This window comes from Rhodococcus sp. 05-2255-3B1, from assembly GCF_002258545.1.
In the GTDB taxonomy this organism is placed as follows: Bacteria; Actinomycetota; Actinomycetes; order Mycobacteriales; family Mycobacteriaceae; genus Rhodococcoides.
The window spans coordinates 96,924-114,748 of the sequence record NZ_NOZC01000004.1 but is presented as its reverse complement, the minus strand read 5'-3'; the positions used below and the strand labels follow the sequence as shown (position 1 = coordinate 114,748).

General features: G+C 64.6%; 18 protein-coding genes. 10 read left to right on the top strand and 8 right to left on the bottom strand.

Annotated features, from left to right (window positions below; genetic code table 11):
• Nucleotides 1–7: 7 nt before the first annotated feature.
• Entirely contained in the window at nt 8–1,171 is a 1,164-nt protein-coding gene (gene glgA, locus CH249_RS02685) for a glycogen synthase (protein WP_032394094.1), read from the bottom strand.
• A gap of 76 nt (nt 1,172–1,247) precedes the next feature.
• Here glgA and glgC point away from each other — a divergent pair, with 76 nt between their 5' ends.
• Entirely contained in the window at nt 1,248–2,462 is a 1,215-nt protein-coding gene (gene glgC / locus CH249_RS02680) for a glucose-1-phosphate adenylyltransferase (protein ID WP_032394095.1), read from the top strand.
• 56 nt (nt 2,463–2,518) lie between these two features.
• On the opposite strand, the gene CH249_RS02675 is transcribed toward glgC, so the two are convergent.
• Nucleotides 2,519–3,130, bottom strand: a complete 612-nt coding sequence (locus CH249_RS02675) for an O-methyltransferase (protein WP_032394230.1) — start codon at nt 3,128–3,130, stop codon at nt 2,519–2,521.
• Between the two features lie 239 nt (nt 3,131–3,369).
• Between CH249_RS02675 and sigE the strand changes: the two genes are divergently transcribed.
• From sigE to tatB, 4 genes are all read left to right on the top strand, one after another.
• Nucleotides 3,370–3,996: an RNA polymerase sigma factor SigE gene (sigE, locus tag CH249_RS02670; RefSeq protein WP_045201066.1), complete on the top strand. Its 627-nt coding sequence runs from the start codon at nt 3,370–3,372 to the stop codon at nt 3,994–3,996.
• Between the two features lie 16 nt (nt 3,997–4,012).
• Nucleotides 4,013–4,339, top strand: a complete 327-nt coding sequence (locus CH249_RS02665; RefSeq protein WP_032394231.1) for an anti-sigma factor — start codon at nt 4,013–4,015, stop codon at nt 4,337–4,339.
• 84 nt (nt 4,340–4,423) lie between these two features.
• Nucleotides 4,424–5,965: a trypsin-like peptidase domain-containing protein gene (locus CH249_RS02660; protein WP_373453488.1), complete on the top strand. Its 1,542-nt coding sequence runs from the start codon at nt 4,424–4,426 to the stop codon at nt 5,963–5,965.
• 18 nt (nt 5,966–5,983) lie between these two features.
• Nucleotides 5,984–6,433 (top strand): Sec-independent protein translocase protein TatB, encoded by a 450-nt coding sequence (gene tatB, locus CH249_RS02655; protein WP_032394097.1) that lies wholly within the window; start codon nt 5,984–5,986, stop codon nt 6,431–6,433.
• 160 nt (nt 6,434–6,593) lie between these two features.
• Here tatB and CH249_RS02650 read toward each other — a convergent pair whose 3' ends face one another.
• From CH249_RS02650 to CH249_RS02625, 6 genes are all read right to left on the bottom strand, one after another.
• Nucleotides 6,594–7,367 carry an amino acid ABC transporter ATP-binding protein gene (locus tag CH249_RS02650; RefSeq protein WP_094682136.1) on the bottom strand — a complete coding sequence of 258 codons (774 nt, stop codon included), beginning with the start codon at nt 7,365–7,367 and terminating at the stop codon, nt 6,594–6,596.
• Nucleotides 7,364–8,821 carry an amino acid ABC transporter substrate-binding protein/permease gene (locus CH249_RS02645; protein ID WP_032394098.1) on the bottom strand — a complete coding sequence of 486 codons (1,458 nt, stop codon included), beginning with the start codon at nt 8,819–8,821 and terminating at the stop codon, nt 7,364–7,366. The genes CH249_RS02650 and CH249_RS02645 overlap by 4 nt, the downstream gene beginning before the upstream one ends.
• A 90-nt stretch (nt 8,822–8,911) precedes the next feature.
• The gene (locus tag CH249_RS02640; protein WP_032394099.1) at nt 8,912–10,048 is read right to left on the bottom strand and encodes an Mrp/NBP35 family ATP-binding protein; all 1,137 of its coding nucleotides are present in this window, start codon (nt 10,046–10,048) and stop codon (nt 8,912–8,914) included.
• 61 nt (nt 10,049–10,109) lie between these two features.
• The gene (locus CH249_RS02635; RefSeq protein WP_032394100.1) at nt 10,110–10,982 is read right to left on the bottom strand and encodes a lytic transglycosylase domain-containing protein; all 873 of its coding nucleotides are present in this window, start codon (nt 10,980–10,982) and stop codon (nt 10,110–10,112) included.
• A 112-nt stretch (nt 10,983–11,094) separates the two neighbouring features.
• Complete coding sequence (locus CH249_RS02630) at nt 11,095–11,637, bottom strand: DUF1003 domain-containing protein (protein WP_045199222.1); 543 nt, start codon at nt 11,635–11,637, stop codon at nt 11,095–11,097.
• 20 nt (nt 11,638–11,657) lie between these two features.
• Complete coding sequence (locus CH249_RS02625) at nt 11,658–12,932, bottom strand: magnesium transporter MgtE N-terminal domain-containing protein (protein ID WP_032394102.1); 1,275 nt, start codon at nt 12,930–12,932, stop codon at nt 11,658–11,660.
• A 59-nt stretch (nt 12,933–12,991) separates the two neighbouring features.
• Here CH249_RS02625 and CH249_RS02620 point away from each other — a divergent pair, with 59 nt between their 5' ends.
• The 5 genes from CH249_RS02620 (at nt 12,992) to CH249_RS02600 (ending at nt 17,820) form a co-directional block, all read left to right on the top strand.
• The gene (locus tag CH249_RS02620) at nt 12,992–13,948 is read left to right on the top strand and encodes a CoA ester lyase (RefSeq protein ID WP_094682135.1); all 957 of its coding nucleotides are present in this window, start codon (nt 12,992–12,994) and stop codon (nt 13,946–13,948) included.
• 85 nt (nt 13,949–14,033) lie between these two features.
• Entirely contained in the window at nt 14,034–14,522 is a 489-nt protein-coding gene (locus tag CH249_RS02615; protein WP_032394104.1) for a general stress protein, read from the top strand.
• 195 nt (nt 14,523–14,717) lie between these two features.
• Nucleotides 14,718–16,040, top strand: coding sequence for an ABC transporter substrate-binding protein (locus CH249_RS02610; protein WP_032394105.1), 1,323 nt, complete (start codon nt 14,718–14,720; stop codon nt 16,038–16,040).
• Complete coding sequence (locus CH249_RS02605) at nt 16,037–16,987, top strand: carbohydrate ABC transporter permease (protein WP_032394106.1); 951 nt, start codon at nt 16,037–16,039, stop codon at nt 16,985–16,987. The genes CH249_RS02610 and CH249_RS02605 overlap by 4 nt, the downstream gene beginning before the upstream one ends.
• Nucleotides 16,987–17,820 (top strand): carbohydrate ABC transporter permease, encoded by an 834-nt coding sequence (locus CH249_RS02600; RefSeq protein WP_032394107.1) that lies wholly within the window; start codon nt 16,987–16,989, stop codon nt 17,818–17,820. The genes CH249_RS02605 and CH249_RS02600 overlap by 1 nt, the downstream gene beginning before the upstream one ends.
• Nucleotides 17,821–17,825: the final 5 nt, after the last annotated feature.

Below are 17,825 nucleotides of genomic sequence, written 5' to 3'. Positions count from 1 at the left end.
GTCCTGATCAGCGGCGGCGCGCCAGAGCGTCGTTGTAGACGGCGAGAGTCTGCTTCGCGATCGACGCCCAGGAGAACTCGGCGACGGCCCGCTCTCGACCCGCCTTGCCCATCGCTGCCGCGAGCGCGGGATCGAGGGCGACCTCGTTGACGGTCTCGGCCAGGTTCCGCTCGAAGGCATCGGGTTCGTAGGAGTTGTAGTGCACCAGGCGTCCGGTGCGGCCCTCGTCGACGACCTCGGGAATGCCGCCGACATCCGATGCCACCACAGCAGTTTCGCAGGCCATCGCCTCGAGGTTGACGATGCCCAGTGGCTCGTACACCGAGGGGCAGACGAAGACGGCTGCTGCAGTGAGGATCTCGCGAATCTTGTCGGTGGGCAGCATGTCCTTGACCCAGAACACACCGCCGCGCTGCTCGGCGAGCAGGGCCACGGCCCGCTCGGTTTCCGCGGCGATCTCCGGAGTGTCGGGGGCACCAGCGCACAGGACGAGCTGGATCGACGGGTCGAAGTGGTGGGCGGCAGCGATCAGGTGGCCCACACCCTTCTGCCTGGTGATGCGGCCGACGAACGCGACGATCGGCTTGCTTCGATCGACGCCGATCTCGTCCAGAGTTGCGGTGCCCTGGTCGGCGAACCACCGCTGCGTGTCGATTCCGTTGCGCACCACATGAACCCGGCTCGGATCGAGCCGCGGGTACGCGTCGAGCACGTCTTTGGCCATGCCCTCGCTGACGGCGATGACCGCGTCTGCGTATTCCACGGCATTGCGCTCGGACCACGACGAGATGCGGTAGCCGCCGCCGAGCTGCTCGGCCTTCCACGGCCGCCGTGGTTCGAGTGAGTGTGCGGTGAGGATGTGCGGAACGTCGTACAACTCGGCGGCGAGATGGCCCGCGAGGCCGGTGTACCAGGTGTGTGAGTGCACCACGTCGGCGTCGGCGGCGGCGTTGGCCATCCGCAGCTCGGCCGACAGCGTCGTCAACGCGGCGTTCGCTCCGGCGAGTGCGGGATCGGGGTCGTGTACCTGCGCGGTGTCGCGCGGCGCGCCCATGCAGTGGATGTCCACGTCGCACAGCGATTTCAGCTGCGCGGTCAACTCCGTGACATGGACTCCTGCGCCACCGTAGATCTCCGGGGGATATTCCTTGGTCATCATTGCTACGCGCACGTGAACGAACCTACATTCCCCAGCAGTTGTGCGTGTACTGCTAGCAAGGTTCTCTCGGTGCGGATAGGTTGAGTGGGTGAGGACACAACCGCACGTACTAGGGATTGTGCTTGCCGGCGGTGAGGGTAAGCGCCTTTACCCGATGACCGCGGACCGAGCCAAGCCAGCCGTGCCCTTCGGGGGCGCCTACCGACTCATCGACTTCGTACTGAGCAATCTCGTCAACGCCGGCTACCTCCGGCTCTGCGTGCTCACCCAGTACAAGTCCCATTCACTGGACCGCCACATCTCGCAGACATGGCGACTGTCCGGTTTCGCCGGGGAGTACATCACTCCGGTCCCGGCACAGCAGCGTCTCGGGCCCCGGTGGTACACCGGCAGCGCCGACGCCATCTTCCAGTCGCTGAACCTGGTGTACGACGAGGACCCGGAGTACATCGTGGTCTTCGGAGCCGACCACGTGTACCGGATGGACCCGGAGCAGATGGTGCAGCAGCACATCGACTCCGGTGCCGGCGTCACCGTCGCGGGCATCCGGGTTCCGCGTAGCGAGGCATTCGCGTTCGGATGCATCGACTCGGACGAGAACGGCAAGATCACCCAGTTCCTCGAGAAGCCGGCGCAGCCGCCCGGGACCCCCGACGATCCCGACGTCACCTACGCCTCGATGGGCAACTACGTGTTCACCACCAAGGTGCTCGTCGACGCCATCAAGGCCGACTCCGAGAACGTCGACTCCGACCACGACATGGGTGGCGACATCATTCCGGCACTCGTCGAAGCGGGCGTCGCCTCGGTCTACGACTTCAACGACAACGTCGTTCCCGGTGCCACCGAACGCGACCGCGGATACTGGCGAGACGTCGGCACCATCGACGCGTTCTACGACGCCCACATGGACCTCGTGTCGGTGCATCCCATCTTCAACCTCTACAACCGTCGCTGGCCCATCCGCGGATCGGCCGAGAACCTGCCGCCCGCCAAGTTCGTCCAGGGCGGCTTGGCTCAGGAGTCGGTCGTCGGTGCCGGCTGCATCCTGTCCGCGGCCACCGTCCGCAACTCGGTGCTCAGCTCCAACGTGATGATCGACAGTGGTGCGACCGTCGAGGGCAGCGTCCTGATGCCCGGCGTCCGAATCGGCAAGGGTGCGGTGGTGCGGCACGCGATCCTGGACAAGAACGTCGTCGTCGGTGACGGCGAGATCATCGGTGTCGATCACGAACGCGACCGCGAACGCTTCAACGTCAGCGCCGGGGGAGTCGTCTCCGTCGGCAAGGGCGTCTGGATCTAGAGCCTGCGGCATGTGAGTGGTTCTTCGTAGTCTGCTACGAAGAACCACTCACATGCTTACGCTCGCGACGCGCAGATCAACCCGTCGCCCAGAGGCAGCAGCACCGTCGTCAGACGCTCGTCCTCGGCGATGGCCCGGGCGGCGGATCGAACGGCAACCGCGGTGGCGTCGCGCTGAGTCGGGTCGGCGACTCGCCCACCCAATAACGCGTTGTGCAGCACCAGAACTCCACCGGGTCGCAGGAGTCGAACACTCTCGGCGACGAAGTGCGGATGGTCGGCCGGACTGGCATCGATGAAGACCAGATCGTAGGTGTCGTCGGCCAACCGGGGGAGCACATCGAGCGCCCAGCCGTTGATCAGCCGGGTGCGCGAGGGCGCAATTCCGCCCGCGCGGAACGCTTCTCGGGCTGCACGCTGGTGCTCCGGCTCGGTGTCGATGGTGGTGAGCACACCGTCCACGCGCATCCCGTCGAGCAACCACAGACCGCTGATTCCAGCGCCGGTACCGATTTCGACGACAGTCTTCGCACCGAGCATCTGGGTGAAGATGGACAGAATCGCTCCGACCGACGGCGGTACCGGTGCGGCACCCAGGTCGACGGCTCGCTCTCTGGCTGCGATCAGAACCTCGTCCTCCTGAGCGGAGTCTTCGGCGTAGGCGAGCATCTTCTCGGCGTTGGTCGGCACGCCCCGAGGCTATCGTGCCAAGGGCACATTCTCACGCACACATTCTCAGGTGCGCCTCAGCTGTTTCATACCGGACCCACACGCGGGTCCGTCAGGCTGTGCAGGAGTCGAAGGTCCATCTCGATTGCGAAGTGTGAGCTGGAACATCCGAGGGTAGTCGTCGGTTGAATCAGAAGGACGTACGCAGTCCTGAGCAGGAGGATCCAACTATTTACAAGATCAACGGCGATCGCGACAGCGCGCGTCTACCCGAGTCCGTACCCGCACCCGACGATCTCAGCGGCACCGCAGTGTTCGATGCGACCGGCGAGAACTCCACCATGCCGTCCTGGGACGAACTGGTTCGCGAACACGGCGACCGTGTCTACCGACTGGCCTACCGCCTGTCCGGCAACGCCCAGGACGCCGAGGACCTGACGCAGGACACCTTCATTCGCGTGTTCCGCTCCCTGTCGAATTACCAGCCGGGCACCTTCGAGGGGTGGCTGCACCGCATCACCACCAACCTGTTCCTGGACATGGTTCGTCGTCGCAGCCGCATCCGTATGGAGGCGCTCCCCGAGGACTACGACCGCGTTCCCTCGGACCGACCCAACCCCGAGCAGATCTACCACGACGCACGCCTGGACCCCGATCTGCAGTCCGCGCTCGACTCGCTGGCACCGGAGTTCCGTGCCGCAATCGTGCTGTGCGACATCGAAGGACTGTCGTACGAGGAGATCGGTGCGACACTGGGCGTCAAGCTCGGAACTGTTCGCAGTCGCATTCACCGTGGACGCCAGGCGCTACGCGAGTACCTTCGAGTGCACGGGAAGGTCGACTCCGGTCACGCAAGTGTCCACTAGCTACGAGGAGGGTTGGATGACGCAGGCGCGCAAGCCGAAGCGATTCAGCTCCACCGAACATCTGGCCAGTGAGGCCATCGCGGCGTACGTCGATGGCGAATTGCGAATGCCCGCATATCTCCGCGCAGCAGACCACCTGTCCGAATGCCCCGAGTGCGCCGCCGAGGTCGAGGCCCAGCAGCAGGCGCGCAAGGCACTGCGTGGAGCAGGGGAGATGTCGATGCCACACTCCTTGCTCGGCCTGCTCAGTCAGATACCGTCCTGCGCGGGCGAGGATCGGCCGACCCACACCAAGAGAACGTTCATGTCCGCTGTCGCCGACGTCCGCCGTCGCCGACGCTGATCGCATCGACATCTGCCCCACGACTTCTCACCTGCATCGAGCCGCGCCGACCGCTCGAGTGATACTGAACTCTCACACCGACGTATGCGAGGGGTAACCGGACGCGTGACATCGAATTCGACCAGCACCGAGGCCGCAGGCACCGACCCATCGGAGATCGAGCCCGACGGCATCGGCTCGGCGGGACCGGAAGGTCCGCGGTTGCCACCTCGTCCGGTGTATCGACCTTCCGTCGATCCGGTGTCTGCTTCGGTGTTCGGACGTCCCGACGACGTGGACGGTTCGTTCTCTCCTCGTAGGCCCGGTGAGGAACTTCCCTCACGTGTGTCGGTGCGTCCACCCGATCCCATCCTCGCCGAGGCGTTCGGACGCCCGGACGATGCCACAGAATCGCTGCAGCGCGACCCGAACGCCGAGGACGACAACGACGCCGCTCCGTCGGCTCCGGCAGATCCGTGGCGCGACCCCACCGCTCGGGTGTCCCTCGGCAGCGCGGCGCTCGACACCCCGCCCCCTCCTGTGCTGCCGCCGGGAACCAAACTCGGTGTGCGCGACGTGCTGTTCGGGCGGTCGGTATCGGCCCGAGCTCTGGTGGTGCTCGGTGTTCTGGCACTCGTCATCGGATTGGTCGGCGGGTTGTTCGGTCGCCTCACCGCCGAGGTGACCGGCGCGTTGACCAGCCAGAAAGTGACTCTGACCCAATCCAGCGGCGACGACATCCCGCGCGGACAGATCAGCAAGGTCGCCGACGCGGTCCTGCCCTCCGTGGTGTCGATCCAGGTGACGCTCGGCGACACCGGCGGTACCGGCTCGGGCGTCGTCATCGCAGGTGAGGGCTACATCGTGACGAACAATCACGTGATCTCACTGGCCGCATCCGACCCGGAGAACTCGACCCTCGAAGTGACCTTCTCCGACGGCACCAAGGTGCCCGCGGACATCGTCGGACGAGACATCAAGACCGACCTCGCCGTCCTCAAGACCGACGTCGGCAACCTCACCGTGGCCGAGCTCGGTCGTTCCGCCGACGTTCGCGTCGGGCAGGACGTGATCGCCGTCGGCTCACCGCTGGGATTGAACAAGACCGTCACCTCCGGCATCGTCAGCGCGCTCGACCGACCCGTCGCCCTGTCGGGTGAAGGCACCGACACCAATGCCGTCATCGATGCCGTGCAGACCGACGCCGCCATCAACCCCGGCAACTCCGGTGGCCCGCTCATCGACTTCGAAGGCCGCGTGATCGGCATCAACTCCGCCATCCGCAGCGAGAGCGGCGGATCGGTCGGCCTCGGCTTCGCGATTCCGGTCGACGAGGTGTTCGAGGTGACACAGGCGCTGATCCGGGACGGCGTGATGCGGCACCCCGACATCGGAATCAATGCCCGCTCGGTCATCAACGACACCTCGGCCGGCGCGGAAGTGGCGAACGTCCGCTCGGGCGGTCCTGCCCAGCAGGCCGGAATCGTCGAAGGAGATGTCATCACCAAGGTCGGTGACCGAGCAGTGGGCGACGCCGACGAACTGGTCGTCGCCGTGCAGGCCACGACGATCGGGGAGCCCGTTCCCGTGCAACTCGTTCGGTCCGGGCGGCTGGTGGACCTGTCCGTCACGCCGGTTTCGGACTGACGACGTAGGCTGGCAGACGTGTTCGGCAACATCGGTTGGGGAGAGCTCGTCATTCTCCTCGTAGCAGCTCTCGTCATCCTCGGCCCCGATCGCCTCCCCGGCGCGATCAGCTGGGTGTCCAAGTCGATCCGCCAGGTCAAGGACTACGCCAACGGCGCGAGCCAGCAGCTCAAGGACGAACTCGGCACCGACTTCGAGGACCTCCGCAAGCCGCTGGCGGATCTCAACCAACTTCGCGGCATGACCCCTCGGGCAGTGATCACCAAACATCTGCTCGACGGAGACGACTCGGTCTTCAAGAACCCACTCGAGGACACCTTCAAGGGCAAGCCCTTCGACGCCAAGCCGAAAAGCTCGGGCGGCCCGACGCCCCAGATCAACACATCACAGGGTGGGGTGTCGATGAGCAAGAACGAGCCGAAGCTGTCCGCAGGCGACACCCCACCCATCGACGCCGACGCCACCTGACGCTGCTTCGCGTATGCCGACCCCGCTGCTGCGTGAATGGACCATTGCACACGTCTGAGCGCGGGAATGGTCCATTCATGCCGACCCCGCTGCTGCGTGAATGGACCATTGCACACGTCTGAGCGCGGCAGTGGTCCATTGACGCAACCGGGGAGCGGGGCTAGAGGACCTTGTTCAGGAAGTCTTGGGTGCGAGGGTTCTGCGGGTTACCGAACAATTCGTCGGGGGTTCCCTCCTCGACGATGACGCCCTCGGCCATGAAGATCACGCGATCCGCGACCTCGCGTGCGAATCCCATTTCGTGGGTCACGACCACCATCGTCATGCCGCCCTGCGCGAGGTCTCGCAACACCTGCAGGACTTCGCCGACCATTTCTGGGTCGAGAGCACTGGTGGCCTCGTCGAACAGCATGATCGACGGGCTCATGGCCAACGCTCGGGCGATGGCGACGCGCTGCTTCTGCCCGCCGGAGAGGTTGGCGGGTTTGTAGTCCGCACGCTCGGACAGGCCCACCTGTTCGAGCAGCTTCCGGGCCGCGTCCTTGGCCTGCGACTTCGACATCTTCTTCGTCTCGACGGGCGCGAGCATGACGTTCTCGAGCGCGGTCATGTGGGGGAAGAGGTTGAAGTGCTGGAACACCATGCCGATGTTCTGGCGCACCTTGTCCAGGTCGACGTTCTTCGCGGTCAGGTCGGTGCCGTCGACGACGACCGATCCGGCAGTGATGTCTTCGAGCTTGTTGAGGCAACGCAGGAACGTGCTCTTGCCCGAGCCGGATGGCCCGATCACGCACACCACTTCACCGTTGGCGATCTCGGCGTCGATGCCCTTGAGGACCGTGTTGTCGCCGAACGCCTTCTGCAGACCCTTGATGGAGATCTTGGTTCCGGAACCGCTGTCGACCGGCAGGTCTTTGGTCAGGTCGGTGCTCATTTGTTGATCCTCTTCTCGAGCCGGTTCGACAGCTTGGTGAGAGCCATGATGATGATGAAGTACAGAACGCCGACGATGAGCCACATGTTGAACGACTCGAAGTTGCGGGCGATGATCAGACGACCGGTCTGTGTCAGTTCGGCGAGGCCGATGACCGAGAGCAGTGACGTGTCCTTGAGCGTGATGACGAACTGATTGATGTACGACGGGATCATCGTGCGAATTGCCTGTGGCATCACCACTTTTCGCATCGACTTGAGGTAACTGATGCCGAGGCTCCGGGACGCTTCCATCTGGCCCTTGTCGACGGCGAGAATGCCACCGCGGACGATCTCGGCCATGTAGGCACCGGCGTTGAGCGAGAGCGTGATGATGCCCGCGGTGAACGCCGACATCTGGAAGTTCAGCGCCGCGGGGACACCGAAGTAGATGAAGAATGCCTGCACCAGAAGCGGTGTGCCACGGAAGATGTCGACGTAGGTGGTGCCGATGCCGCGGAGCACGATGTTGGTCGAGACGCGGAACAGGCCGAAGATCGCGCCGAGTACCAGCGCGATGGCGATGGAGATGACGGTCAGCACGATGGTCAGCCACAGGCCCTTGAGCAGCAACTGCCAGCTGCTGGCGATCAGACCGGGGATGGACGTGTCGGCGGTGGAGGCATCGGCGTTGAGGTAGGTGTCGAGAATCTGGTCGTACTGGCCGTTGGCGCGCAGGTTCTCGAGGCCGGTGTTGAACTGTTCGAGCAACTGGGCGTTGGTGCCCTTGGCGACGGCGAATCCGTAACTGGCACCGGCTTCTTTCTCGGTGACGGTCTTGAATCCGTTGCCCTGGGTGATGCCGTAGGCGAGCACCGGGTAGTCCTCGAAGGCGGCCGCGGAGTTACCGGTGCGCACTTCCTCGAACATCGTTGCCGAGTCGTCGAAGCTCCGGATGGTGAAGCCGTACTGATCTGCGATCGACGCTGCGAAGGTCGCGCCCTCGGTGCCGTTCTTGACTGCGACGGACTTGCCGCGCAGATCCTCGTAGCCCTTGATCTCGTCGTTGGAATCCAGAATCGCCATCTGGACACCGGAATCGAAGTACGGCTCGGAGAAGTCGAAAGTGGCCTTGCGTTCGTCGGTGATCGACATGCCGGCGATCATTCCGTTGAACTGGCCGCTGGTGACGCCCTGGAGTGCGGTATCGAAACCGACCTGCTCGACGGTGTAGTCGAAGCCCTGATCCACCGAGATCGCGGCGAGTAGGTCCATGTCGATTCCGACGAGTTTGCCGCTCTCGTCCTGGAATTCGAACGGTGCGAACGTGGTGTCGGTCGCGATCGAATAGTTCTGTGCAGGCGGGGCGGGTTGTGCGGATGCCATAGCGGGACCGAGCAGCGATCCCAGCAGGGTGATCAGCAGTGCGATCAGAACCGGAACGACGACCGGCCTGACCCGATGCGGCTTCTTCATGAAGGCCACTCTCTATCGACAATAGGATTGAAGGCAAATCCTAAGGCCCCAACCCTGTTTCCCGCGTCGTTTGTCGGGTATAAGCGCGACTTACAGTTTGCGCGCCGAATCGATGCCGAGTGACATTCCCACCAGACCGCGCTCGCGTACGGCGAGTTTCGCTGCGACGGCCTCGAGTGCCTGTGCCGCAGGCGATTCCGGGTTACTCAGCACGATCGGCGTGCCTGCGTCACCGCCCTCTCGGACGGCGGTGTCGAGCGGAATCTGGCCGAGAAGTGGAACGCTGGCACCCACTGCCTTGGTGAGTCTGTCCGATACGTCCTGTCCGCCACCGGATCCGAAGATGTCCATCCGGGTGCCGTCGGGGAGCTCGAGCCACGACATGTTCTCCACGACGCCTGCCACGCGCTGCCGAGTCTGTAGTGCAATTGCACCCGCGCGCTCGGCGACCTCGGCCGCGGCCTGCTGCGGGGTGGTGACCACGAGGATTTCCGCGCTCGGGATGAGCTGAGCGACAGAGATTGCCACGTCTCCGGTACCGGGAGGAAGGTCGAGCAGCAGTACGTCCAGGTCGCCCCAGAAGACGTCGGCGAGGAACTGCTGCAGCGCACGGTGCAGCATCGGTCCGCGCCAGACGACCGGGGTGTTGCCCTGGGTGAATTGCGCGATCGAGATGAACTTCACGCCGTGCGCCTGCGGCGGCATGATCATCTTCTCGACCTGGGTCGGTCGTGCGTCGTTCCCGAGCATCCGGGGCACGGAGTGGCCGTAGATGTCGGCGTCGAGCACACCCACCGACAGCCCACGAGCGGTCAGCGATGCAGCGAGGTTGACCGTCACACTGGATTTGCCGACGCCACCCTTGCCCGACGCCACCGCGTACACGCGCGTCAGGGATCCGGGTTGCGCGAAGGGAATGATCGGCTCTGCGGAATCGCCGCGCAGTGACTTGCGGAGTTCGGTGCGCTGCTCGTCGTTCATCACGTCGAGTTCGACCGAGACGGTGCCGACGCCTGCGACGTCGGCGACTGCGTTCTTGACGCGGTCGCTGATCTCGGTCTTCATCGGGCACCCGGAGGTGGTGAGGTAGATGCCGACGCCGACGGCTCCGTCGTCGGAGATGTCGATGCTCTTGACCATCCCCAGATCGGTGATGGGTTTGCGGATCTCGGGGTCGATCACCTTCGAGAGCGCGGTCCGAACGTCGGATTCGGTCAGTACAGCCATTGCCTCATGCTAGGCGGTGGGCTGTGCGCCGATGGACAGCAGGGCAGGCGCGGACGGCCGATCAGTGGATGCGCGGGAGCTGGTCCGAGGTCGGGACGATGCCGGTGGCGTATCCGGCCGACCACGCGAGCACGTTCGCCACGTAGGCCATCGAGTTGTTGTAACGCAGGATCGCTTTGGTGGTCGATCCCAGGTCACGCATGTTGGTGCCGTCGTCGCACAGGTACATGCCGGTGGCCAGGGCCGCGTCGAACAGATTCTGTGGGTCGGAGACTCCGTCGCCGTTGCCGTCGGCGTGATAGAGGTTCCACGTCGAGGGTAGGAACTGCATGGGTCCGACGGCACGGTCGTATTCGGTGTCGCCGTCGAGCGCGCCGCCGTCGGTGTCACGAATCACCTGATTGCCCGCGAGGGTGCCGTTCAGTCGTGGCCCGAGGATGGGCTCGTGCAGCTCGCCCGAGTCGTCGACCTTGCCGTTGTTGGCATGGGTGGATTCGACACGGCCGATGCCGGCGATCACGGTCCAGCTGATGCCGCAGCCGGGTTGCTGCTGGGCGAGGATGCGCTCGGCATTCTTGTACGCCGAGACGTTGACGACCGGAATCGCGATGGGACTGACCGCGAGGTTGGTGGGCAGCTCCGGTGTGGGCGGGATCTCGGGAACCGGCGCGGGTGCGGGGACCGCAGCGGGCACGGGAAGCTCGGCCTGGGCGACCGGCTGCGCCTGTCCGTCCTGGGCGATCGGCTGCGGAGTTTCGACGACGGAGTTCGATTCCTGCGCGGCAGGGGACGTCTTCGCGCTGACGAACGGGATGTATTCCGTGGCTCCGGCGCTGGTGGCGGCGGTGACGAGTCCTGCGGGGACGAGACCTGCCAGAGCAATCACCGAATTCCGTCTGACCTTGGAATTCGATGCTTTTCTGTGACGACCCACGCGTGCTGTACCTCCTGATTTCCCCGGATGACAACCGGGGCCCGACCTGATGACCGGGATCGAGGGTACCTGATTCGAGACTGTTCCGTTATCGGGCTGTTACAGAGCGGACCTAGTGCGTATCGGGGTCCGACGCGTCCGGCATGCCCATGTCGTCGTGCACCCGCGCGGCCGCCTTCTTTCGTGCCTTCTTGGGAGAGACCGTGGGTTGACCCGTCGCCTGCTCGAGGAGTGCCTTGATCTCGTCCAGTTCGCGGCGCAGGTAGTCGCGGGTGGCGACCTCGCCGACGGCGATGCGCAGCGCGGCGAGTTCACGAGCGAGGAACTCGGTGTCGGCCTTGGTCTGTTGGGCGCGAGAACGGTCCTCCTCGAGGGAGACGCGGTCGCGGTCGTCCTGCCGATTCTGGGCCAGAAGAATCAACGGAGCTGCGTACGCGGCCTGGGTCGAGAACGCGAGGTTGAGCAGGATGAAGGGGTAGGGGTCCCACTGGAGGTTGACCGCCACGACGTTGAGGAAGATCCAGACGATCACGATTCCCGTCTGGATGGCCAGGTAGCGGCCGGTGCCGAGGAATCGTGCGGCCTTCTCGCCCGACTTGCCGAGGTCGAAGTCGAGGTTCACATTGAACATCCGCGACCCGCGCGGCGTGTCCATTCTCTGGCGTGCTGTTTCTTTCACTGTCCCGCCACTTCCTGATCTCGCCAGTCCTCGGGCAGCAGGTGATCGAGGACGTCGTCCACGGTCACGGCCCCGACCAGGTGGTCCTCGTCGTCGACCACCGGGCCGCAGACGAGGTTGTACGTCGCGAAGTACCGCGTCACGGCGGTGAGACTGTCCTCGGGGGACAATCTCGGCAGAGCGCTGTCCACAACTCCGCCGACCAGGCTCGCCGGGGGTTCTCGAAGCAATTGCTGCAGATGCACGCAGCCGAGATACGGGCCGGTCGGTGTCGCGGTCGGGGGCCGCACGACGAACACCAGGGAGGCCAGCGCAGGCGTCAGATCGGGATTACGTACCCGGGCGAGCGCCTCGGCCACCGTCGTCGACGCGGTGAGAACCACCGGCTCGGGGGTCATCAGACCACCGGCGGTATCGGGGGAGTGTTCGAGCAGACGACGGACAGGCGCGGAGTCCTCCGGATCCATCAGGCGCAGAAGCGATTCCGCCTCGGTCTCGGGCAGCTCGCCCAGCAGGTCGGCGGCGTCGTCCGGGTCCATGGCCTCGAGCACGTCGGCGCCACGGTCGACACCGAGGTAGTGCATCAACTCCACCTGATCGTCGTCGGGCAGTTCCTGGACGACGTCCGCGAGCCGCTCGTCGTCGAGAGCGCGCGCCACCTCCATCCGGCGCTTGACGGGCAGCTCGCGCATCGCGTTCGCCACGTCGGCCGCGCGAAGATCCTCGAACTGCATCAGCAGCTGCGCCACACCCTGATCGGGCATGGACAGCTCGTTCTGTGTCAGCCCCTGCACGTGCTGCCAATCGACGACGTGGATGGCACCACGCCGCGCGAGCCGTTGCCGTTGCTTGCGGACCGCCACCCGCGCGACCACCCAGTCGCGAGTTCGGGTGAGTTCGATGCCGAGGTCGACGACGATGGAATCGACGTCGTGCAGCTCGTCGAGCTCGGGGTCGTCGACGCGCACCTTGGAGTCGAGGATCTGCGCGAAGACCAGGATCTCGTTGGCGCGCTGGGTGAATCGACGAAGACTGACGTTTCCGGTCGTGAGTTGAACGGAATTGGGCTCGATGCTCGTCACTCGTAGCATCGGCACGAAAATTCTTCGGCGAGTTGCCAATTCGACCACAAGGCCGAGGACTCTCGGCTGCGCTCTGCCGACACGCATCGAGACGACCACGTCACGAACCCGGCCGATCGATTCGCCGTCGGGGCCCAGGACACCCAGGCCGGCGAGCCTGGCCGCGAATACCTTGCTCAGTGCTGCCATGATGGCAAGGTTAGAGGCTCGGCAGTACAGAGGGTGAATCAGACAGGGGTTGTGCTTTCGTGAGAGCTTCGGGCACGCGGCGGTCGGTACTGGCCGTTCCGGGCAGTTCGGACAAGATGATCGACAAGGCCAAGGGACTGCCCGCCGACGCGGTCTTTCTCGATCTCGAGGACGCCGTCGCGCCGCTGGCGAAAGTGGCGGCCCGAGCGCGCATCGTCGACGCACTCAACTCCGACGGTTGGGGCGATCAGATCAAGGTCGTGCGCGTCAACGACTGGACGACGCAGTGGACGTACGGCGACGTCATCGACGTCGTGTCGGGTGCCGGACGCAATCTCGACGCCATCCTGCTGCCGAAGGTGGAATGCGCCGCGCACGTGCAGGCGCTGGATCTGCTGCTCACTCAGCTCGAGAAGGAGCACGGTCTCGAGGTCGGTGCCATCGGGATCGAGCCGCAGATCGAGAGCGCACGCAGTCTGCGCAACATCGACGAGATCGCGACGGCGAGCCCGCGCGTGCAGACCCTGGTGTTCGGCCCTGCGGATCTGATGGCGAGCGTCAACATGCGCACTCTGGTCGTCGGCGAGCAACCGGTCGGATACGACACGGGCGACGCCTATCACCACATTCTGATGACCATTCTGCTCGCTGCCCGGACCCACGGTCTGCAGGCGATCGATGGCCCCTACCTGCAGATTCGAGATCTCGACGCCTTTCGTCGGGCGGCCGGCCGCACGGCTGGCCTCGGTTTCGACGGCAAGTGGGTGCTGCATCCGACGCAGATCGAGGCCGCCAACGAGATCTTCGCGCCGCGTCAGGCCGATTACGACAAGGCCGAGATGATTCTCGACGCCTACGAGTTCCACACGTCCGCGGCGGGTGGCGGTCGCGGTGCGGTGATGTTGGGCGACGAGATGATCGACGAGGCGAGCCGCAAGATGGCGCTCGTCGTCTCGGCGAAGGGCCGCGCCGCAGGAATGACGCGCACGACCGCTTTCGTGCCGCCCACAACCTGACCGACCACGTCCTGACCGACCGTCAACCTGCTGTGAACCGCTACAACGGGTGTGCCGGGTGTCCGTTTCGGGGCACAATGGAGTCATGACTAATCCCCTCTCGCAGTCGGGCCGCCCAGGGCAGGGACTGCCGACGCCGCCTTCCGGTTGGCCGATCGGTTCCTACCCCACCTACGCCGAGGCGCAGCGCGCCGTCGACTACCTGTCCGACGAGGAGTTCTCGGTACAGGACGTGACGATCGTCGGCGTCGACCTGATGCAGGTCGAGCGCGTCCTGGGCCGGCTCACGTGGCCCAAAGTGATTGGTGGAGGCATTGTTTCGGGTGCATGGCTTGGCGTTTTCCTCGGCTTGGTCCTCGGTATCTTCAGCGAGAACATCCTCGGAGCTCTGCTCATCGGCGTCGGCGGCGGCATCATCTTCGGCCTGATCTCGGCGTCCATTCCGTACGCGGCCACCAAGGGGCAGCGAGATTTCGCGTCGAGCATGCAATTGGTCGCCGGTCGTTACGACGTCCTCTGCGAACCCCGTACCGCGGAGAAAGCGCGCGACCTGCTCGCGAAACTGTCGATCTGATCACACCTGGTGGACGACCAGGCAACCGACAGGTAACGGAATAGCCCCAATCTCCCCTCAATGCCAGTGAGTTCGGTTACGTTTCTTTCGTGCACGGCAGTCCCACACAGTGTGCTGCGCGAGTAACTGAACGTACGGAGGCGGAAAGTGCCGAGACATCGTGGTCGTAGGCGTGGAAAAGCAACGAGGATAGGGGTGTTGGCGGCAGCGGCTCTGGTGACGAGTCCGTTGCTCGCAGCGTGTGGTTCGTCCGACAGTTCGGTTCCGGTTCTGAGTTTCTACACTGCCGCAGACGGCGCAGAGCAGTACGCCGCTGCGGCACAGGTGTGTTCGGACGCCTCGAACGGTCGCTACCGCGTGGAGCAGCGAACGCTGCCCAAGAGCGCAAATGATCAGCGTCTCCAGCTCGCGCGGCGCCTCGCGGGCAACGACCGGACGCTCGATCTGATGACACTCGACGTGGTGTGGACGGCCGAATTCGCCGAAGCCGGATGGGCATTGCCCGTGCCCGACGACCTGTCCGAAAAGCTGCGCGACGGCTCCACCCTCGAAGGTCCGCTCGCCACGGCCGAATGGCAGGACCAGCTCTACGCGGTTCCGCTCAACTCCAACACCCAGTTGCTCTGGTACCGGCCCGACGAGGTGCCGGACGGGGTGCCGCCGCAGACGTGGGATCAGCTGATCGACGTGGCCGAGGCCAATGCGGCCGCCGGTAGGCCCTCGGAGATCGGCGTCCAGGCCAAGCAGTACGAGGGCTTCATGGTCTGGTTCAACTCGCTGCTCGAGAGCGCAGGAGGATCGGTCGTCGGCGAAGACGGAACGACGGTGACACTGAACGACACTCCCGAGCACCGCGCCGCCACCGAGAAGGCCCTCGAGATCATCAAGCGGGTCGCCACCGCCGATGGCCGCGACCCGTCGGTCTCGCAGAGCGACGAGGGAACCTCCCGGCTCGGGATGGAAGCAGGACGGATGGCCTTCCAGGTCAACTACCCGTTCGTGCTGCCCGGTCTGAAGGAGAACGCCGTCGCCGGTGCCGTCTCGTTCCTCGACCTGTCGAACGTGCCTGCCGACCAGCAGGACGCGCGGATCGCCGAGGTCTTCCGCAGCGCCCCGTATCCGGAGGTCGATGCGGGCGAGCCCGCCAAGGTCACCATCGGTGGGTTCAACATCGGCGTCGCCAAGACCACCCAGCACGAGGACCTCGCGTGGGAGGCCGTCGAGTGCCTCACCAACGAGGAGAACCAGCGCAACAACGCCGTCAACGGTGGTGTGCCGCCGGTGCTTGCACGCCTGTACGACGATCCGGAGTTCCAGGCCGTCTATCCCGCGTGGGAAGGGGTGCTCGGTTCCATCGAGTCGGCGGCCGTCCGGCCCGTTTCGCCTGCGTACCAGAGCATCTCGATTCTGTTGACCGATGCGCTCAACCCGCCGCAGAACATCGATCCGGTGGCCGACGTGGACAAGCTCGCTGATCTGGTCACCAAGGCCGTCAATTCCGAAGGGTTGATTCCATGAGCGCCACCACCGAGTCACAGCCCGCATCGCAGCCTGTCGACAAGCAGGCGGCTCTGAAGAACGTCTCCGACGGCAAGAAGGCCGAACGACGGTTGGGTCTGCTGCTCATCGCACCCGCAGCCCTGCTGATGATCGCGGTCACCGGGTACCCGATCATCTACGCGTTCTGGCTCAGCCTGCAGAAGTACAACCTCGCATTCCCCGAGGATCGTGAATTCGTCGGCATCTCCAACTACGTGACCGTGCTCTCCGACGGCTACTGGTGGACGGCGTTCGGCGTGACAGCGGGCATCACGATCATCTCGGTGATCATCGAGTTCATCCTCGGCCTGGCGGTGGCTCTGGTCATGCACCGCACCATCTTCGGCCGTGGACTGGTGCGCACCGTGGTGCTCATTCCCTACGGCATCGTGACCGTCGCCGCCGCGTACAGCTGGTACTACGCGTGGACCCCGGGCACGGGCTACCTCGCCAATCTGCTGCCCGACGGCAGTGCCCCGCTCACCGAGCAGTTCCCGTCACTGGCGATCGTCGTGTTGGCCGAAGTGTGGAAGACGACGCCGTTCATGGCGCTGCTGCTGCTCGCAGGCCTGGCGCTGGTGCCCGACGACCTGCTCAAGGCCGCCGAGGTCGACGGGGCGGGTGGCTGGACCAGGCTGATGCGGATCACCATCCCGTTGATGAAGCCGGCGATCCTCGTCGCGGTGCTCTTCCGCACCCTCGACGCGTTCCGCATCTTCGACAACATCTACGTCCTGACCCGAGGCAGCAACGAAACCGGATCGGTCTCGATTCTGGGTTACAACAACCTCTTCGGTGCGTTCAACCTCGGACTCGGGTCGGCGATCAGCATCCTGATCTTCTTCTGCGTCGCGATCATCGCGTTCGTGTTCATCAAGTTGTTCGGTGCATCGGCACCGGGATCCGACGACGGAGGCCGCAAGTAATGACCACTGTTACGCCTCGCAAGAAGGTCGGTTGGACGGTCGTCAACGTCCTCGTCCTGCTCTACGCACTCGTTCCGCTGCTGTGGATCATCAGCCTGTCGTTCAAGTCGACGGCGACCATCGCGGACGGCAGGTTCATTCCGCAGTCGTTCACCCTGGAGAACTACAAGGGCATCTTCCAGACGAACCAGTTCACCTCGGCGTTGGTGAACTCGATCGGCATCGGATTGATCACCACGGTGATCGCCGTGGTGATCGGCACGATGGCCGCGTATGCCGTTGCTCGCCTGGACTTTCCGGGCAAGAAGGCGCTCGTGGGTGCGGCGCTGCTGATCGCGATGTTCCCCCAGATCTCGCTGGTGACACCGCTGTTCGACATCTCCCGCTCGCTGGGACTGTTCGACACCTGGCCGGGACTGATCATCCCGTACATCACCTTCGCGTTGCCGTTGGCGATCTACACCCTGTCGGCGTTCTTCCGCGAGATTCCGTGGGAGCTCGAAAAGGCAGCGAAGATGGACGGCGCGACGCCCGCACAGGCATTCCGCAAGGTCATCGCTCCGCTGGCCGCCCCCGGCATCGTCACCGCCGCAATTCTGGTGTTCATCTTCGCCTGGAACGACCTTCTGCTCGCCATCTCGTTGACGGCGACGGAACGTTCGGTCACCGTCCCGGCGGCCATCTCGCAGTTCACCGGTAGCTCTCAGTTCGAGGAGCCCACGGGTTCGATCGCGGCGGCAGCAGTCGTTATCACGATCCCGATCATCATTTTCGTGCTCTTCTTCCAACGACGTATCGTGGCGGGCTTGACGTCCGGCGCAGTGAAGGGATAACCGTC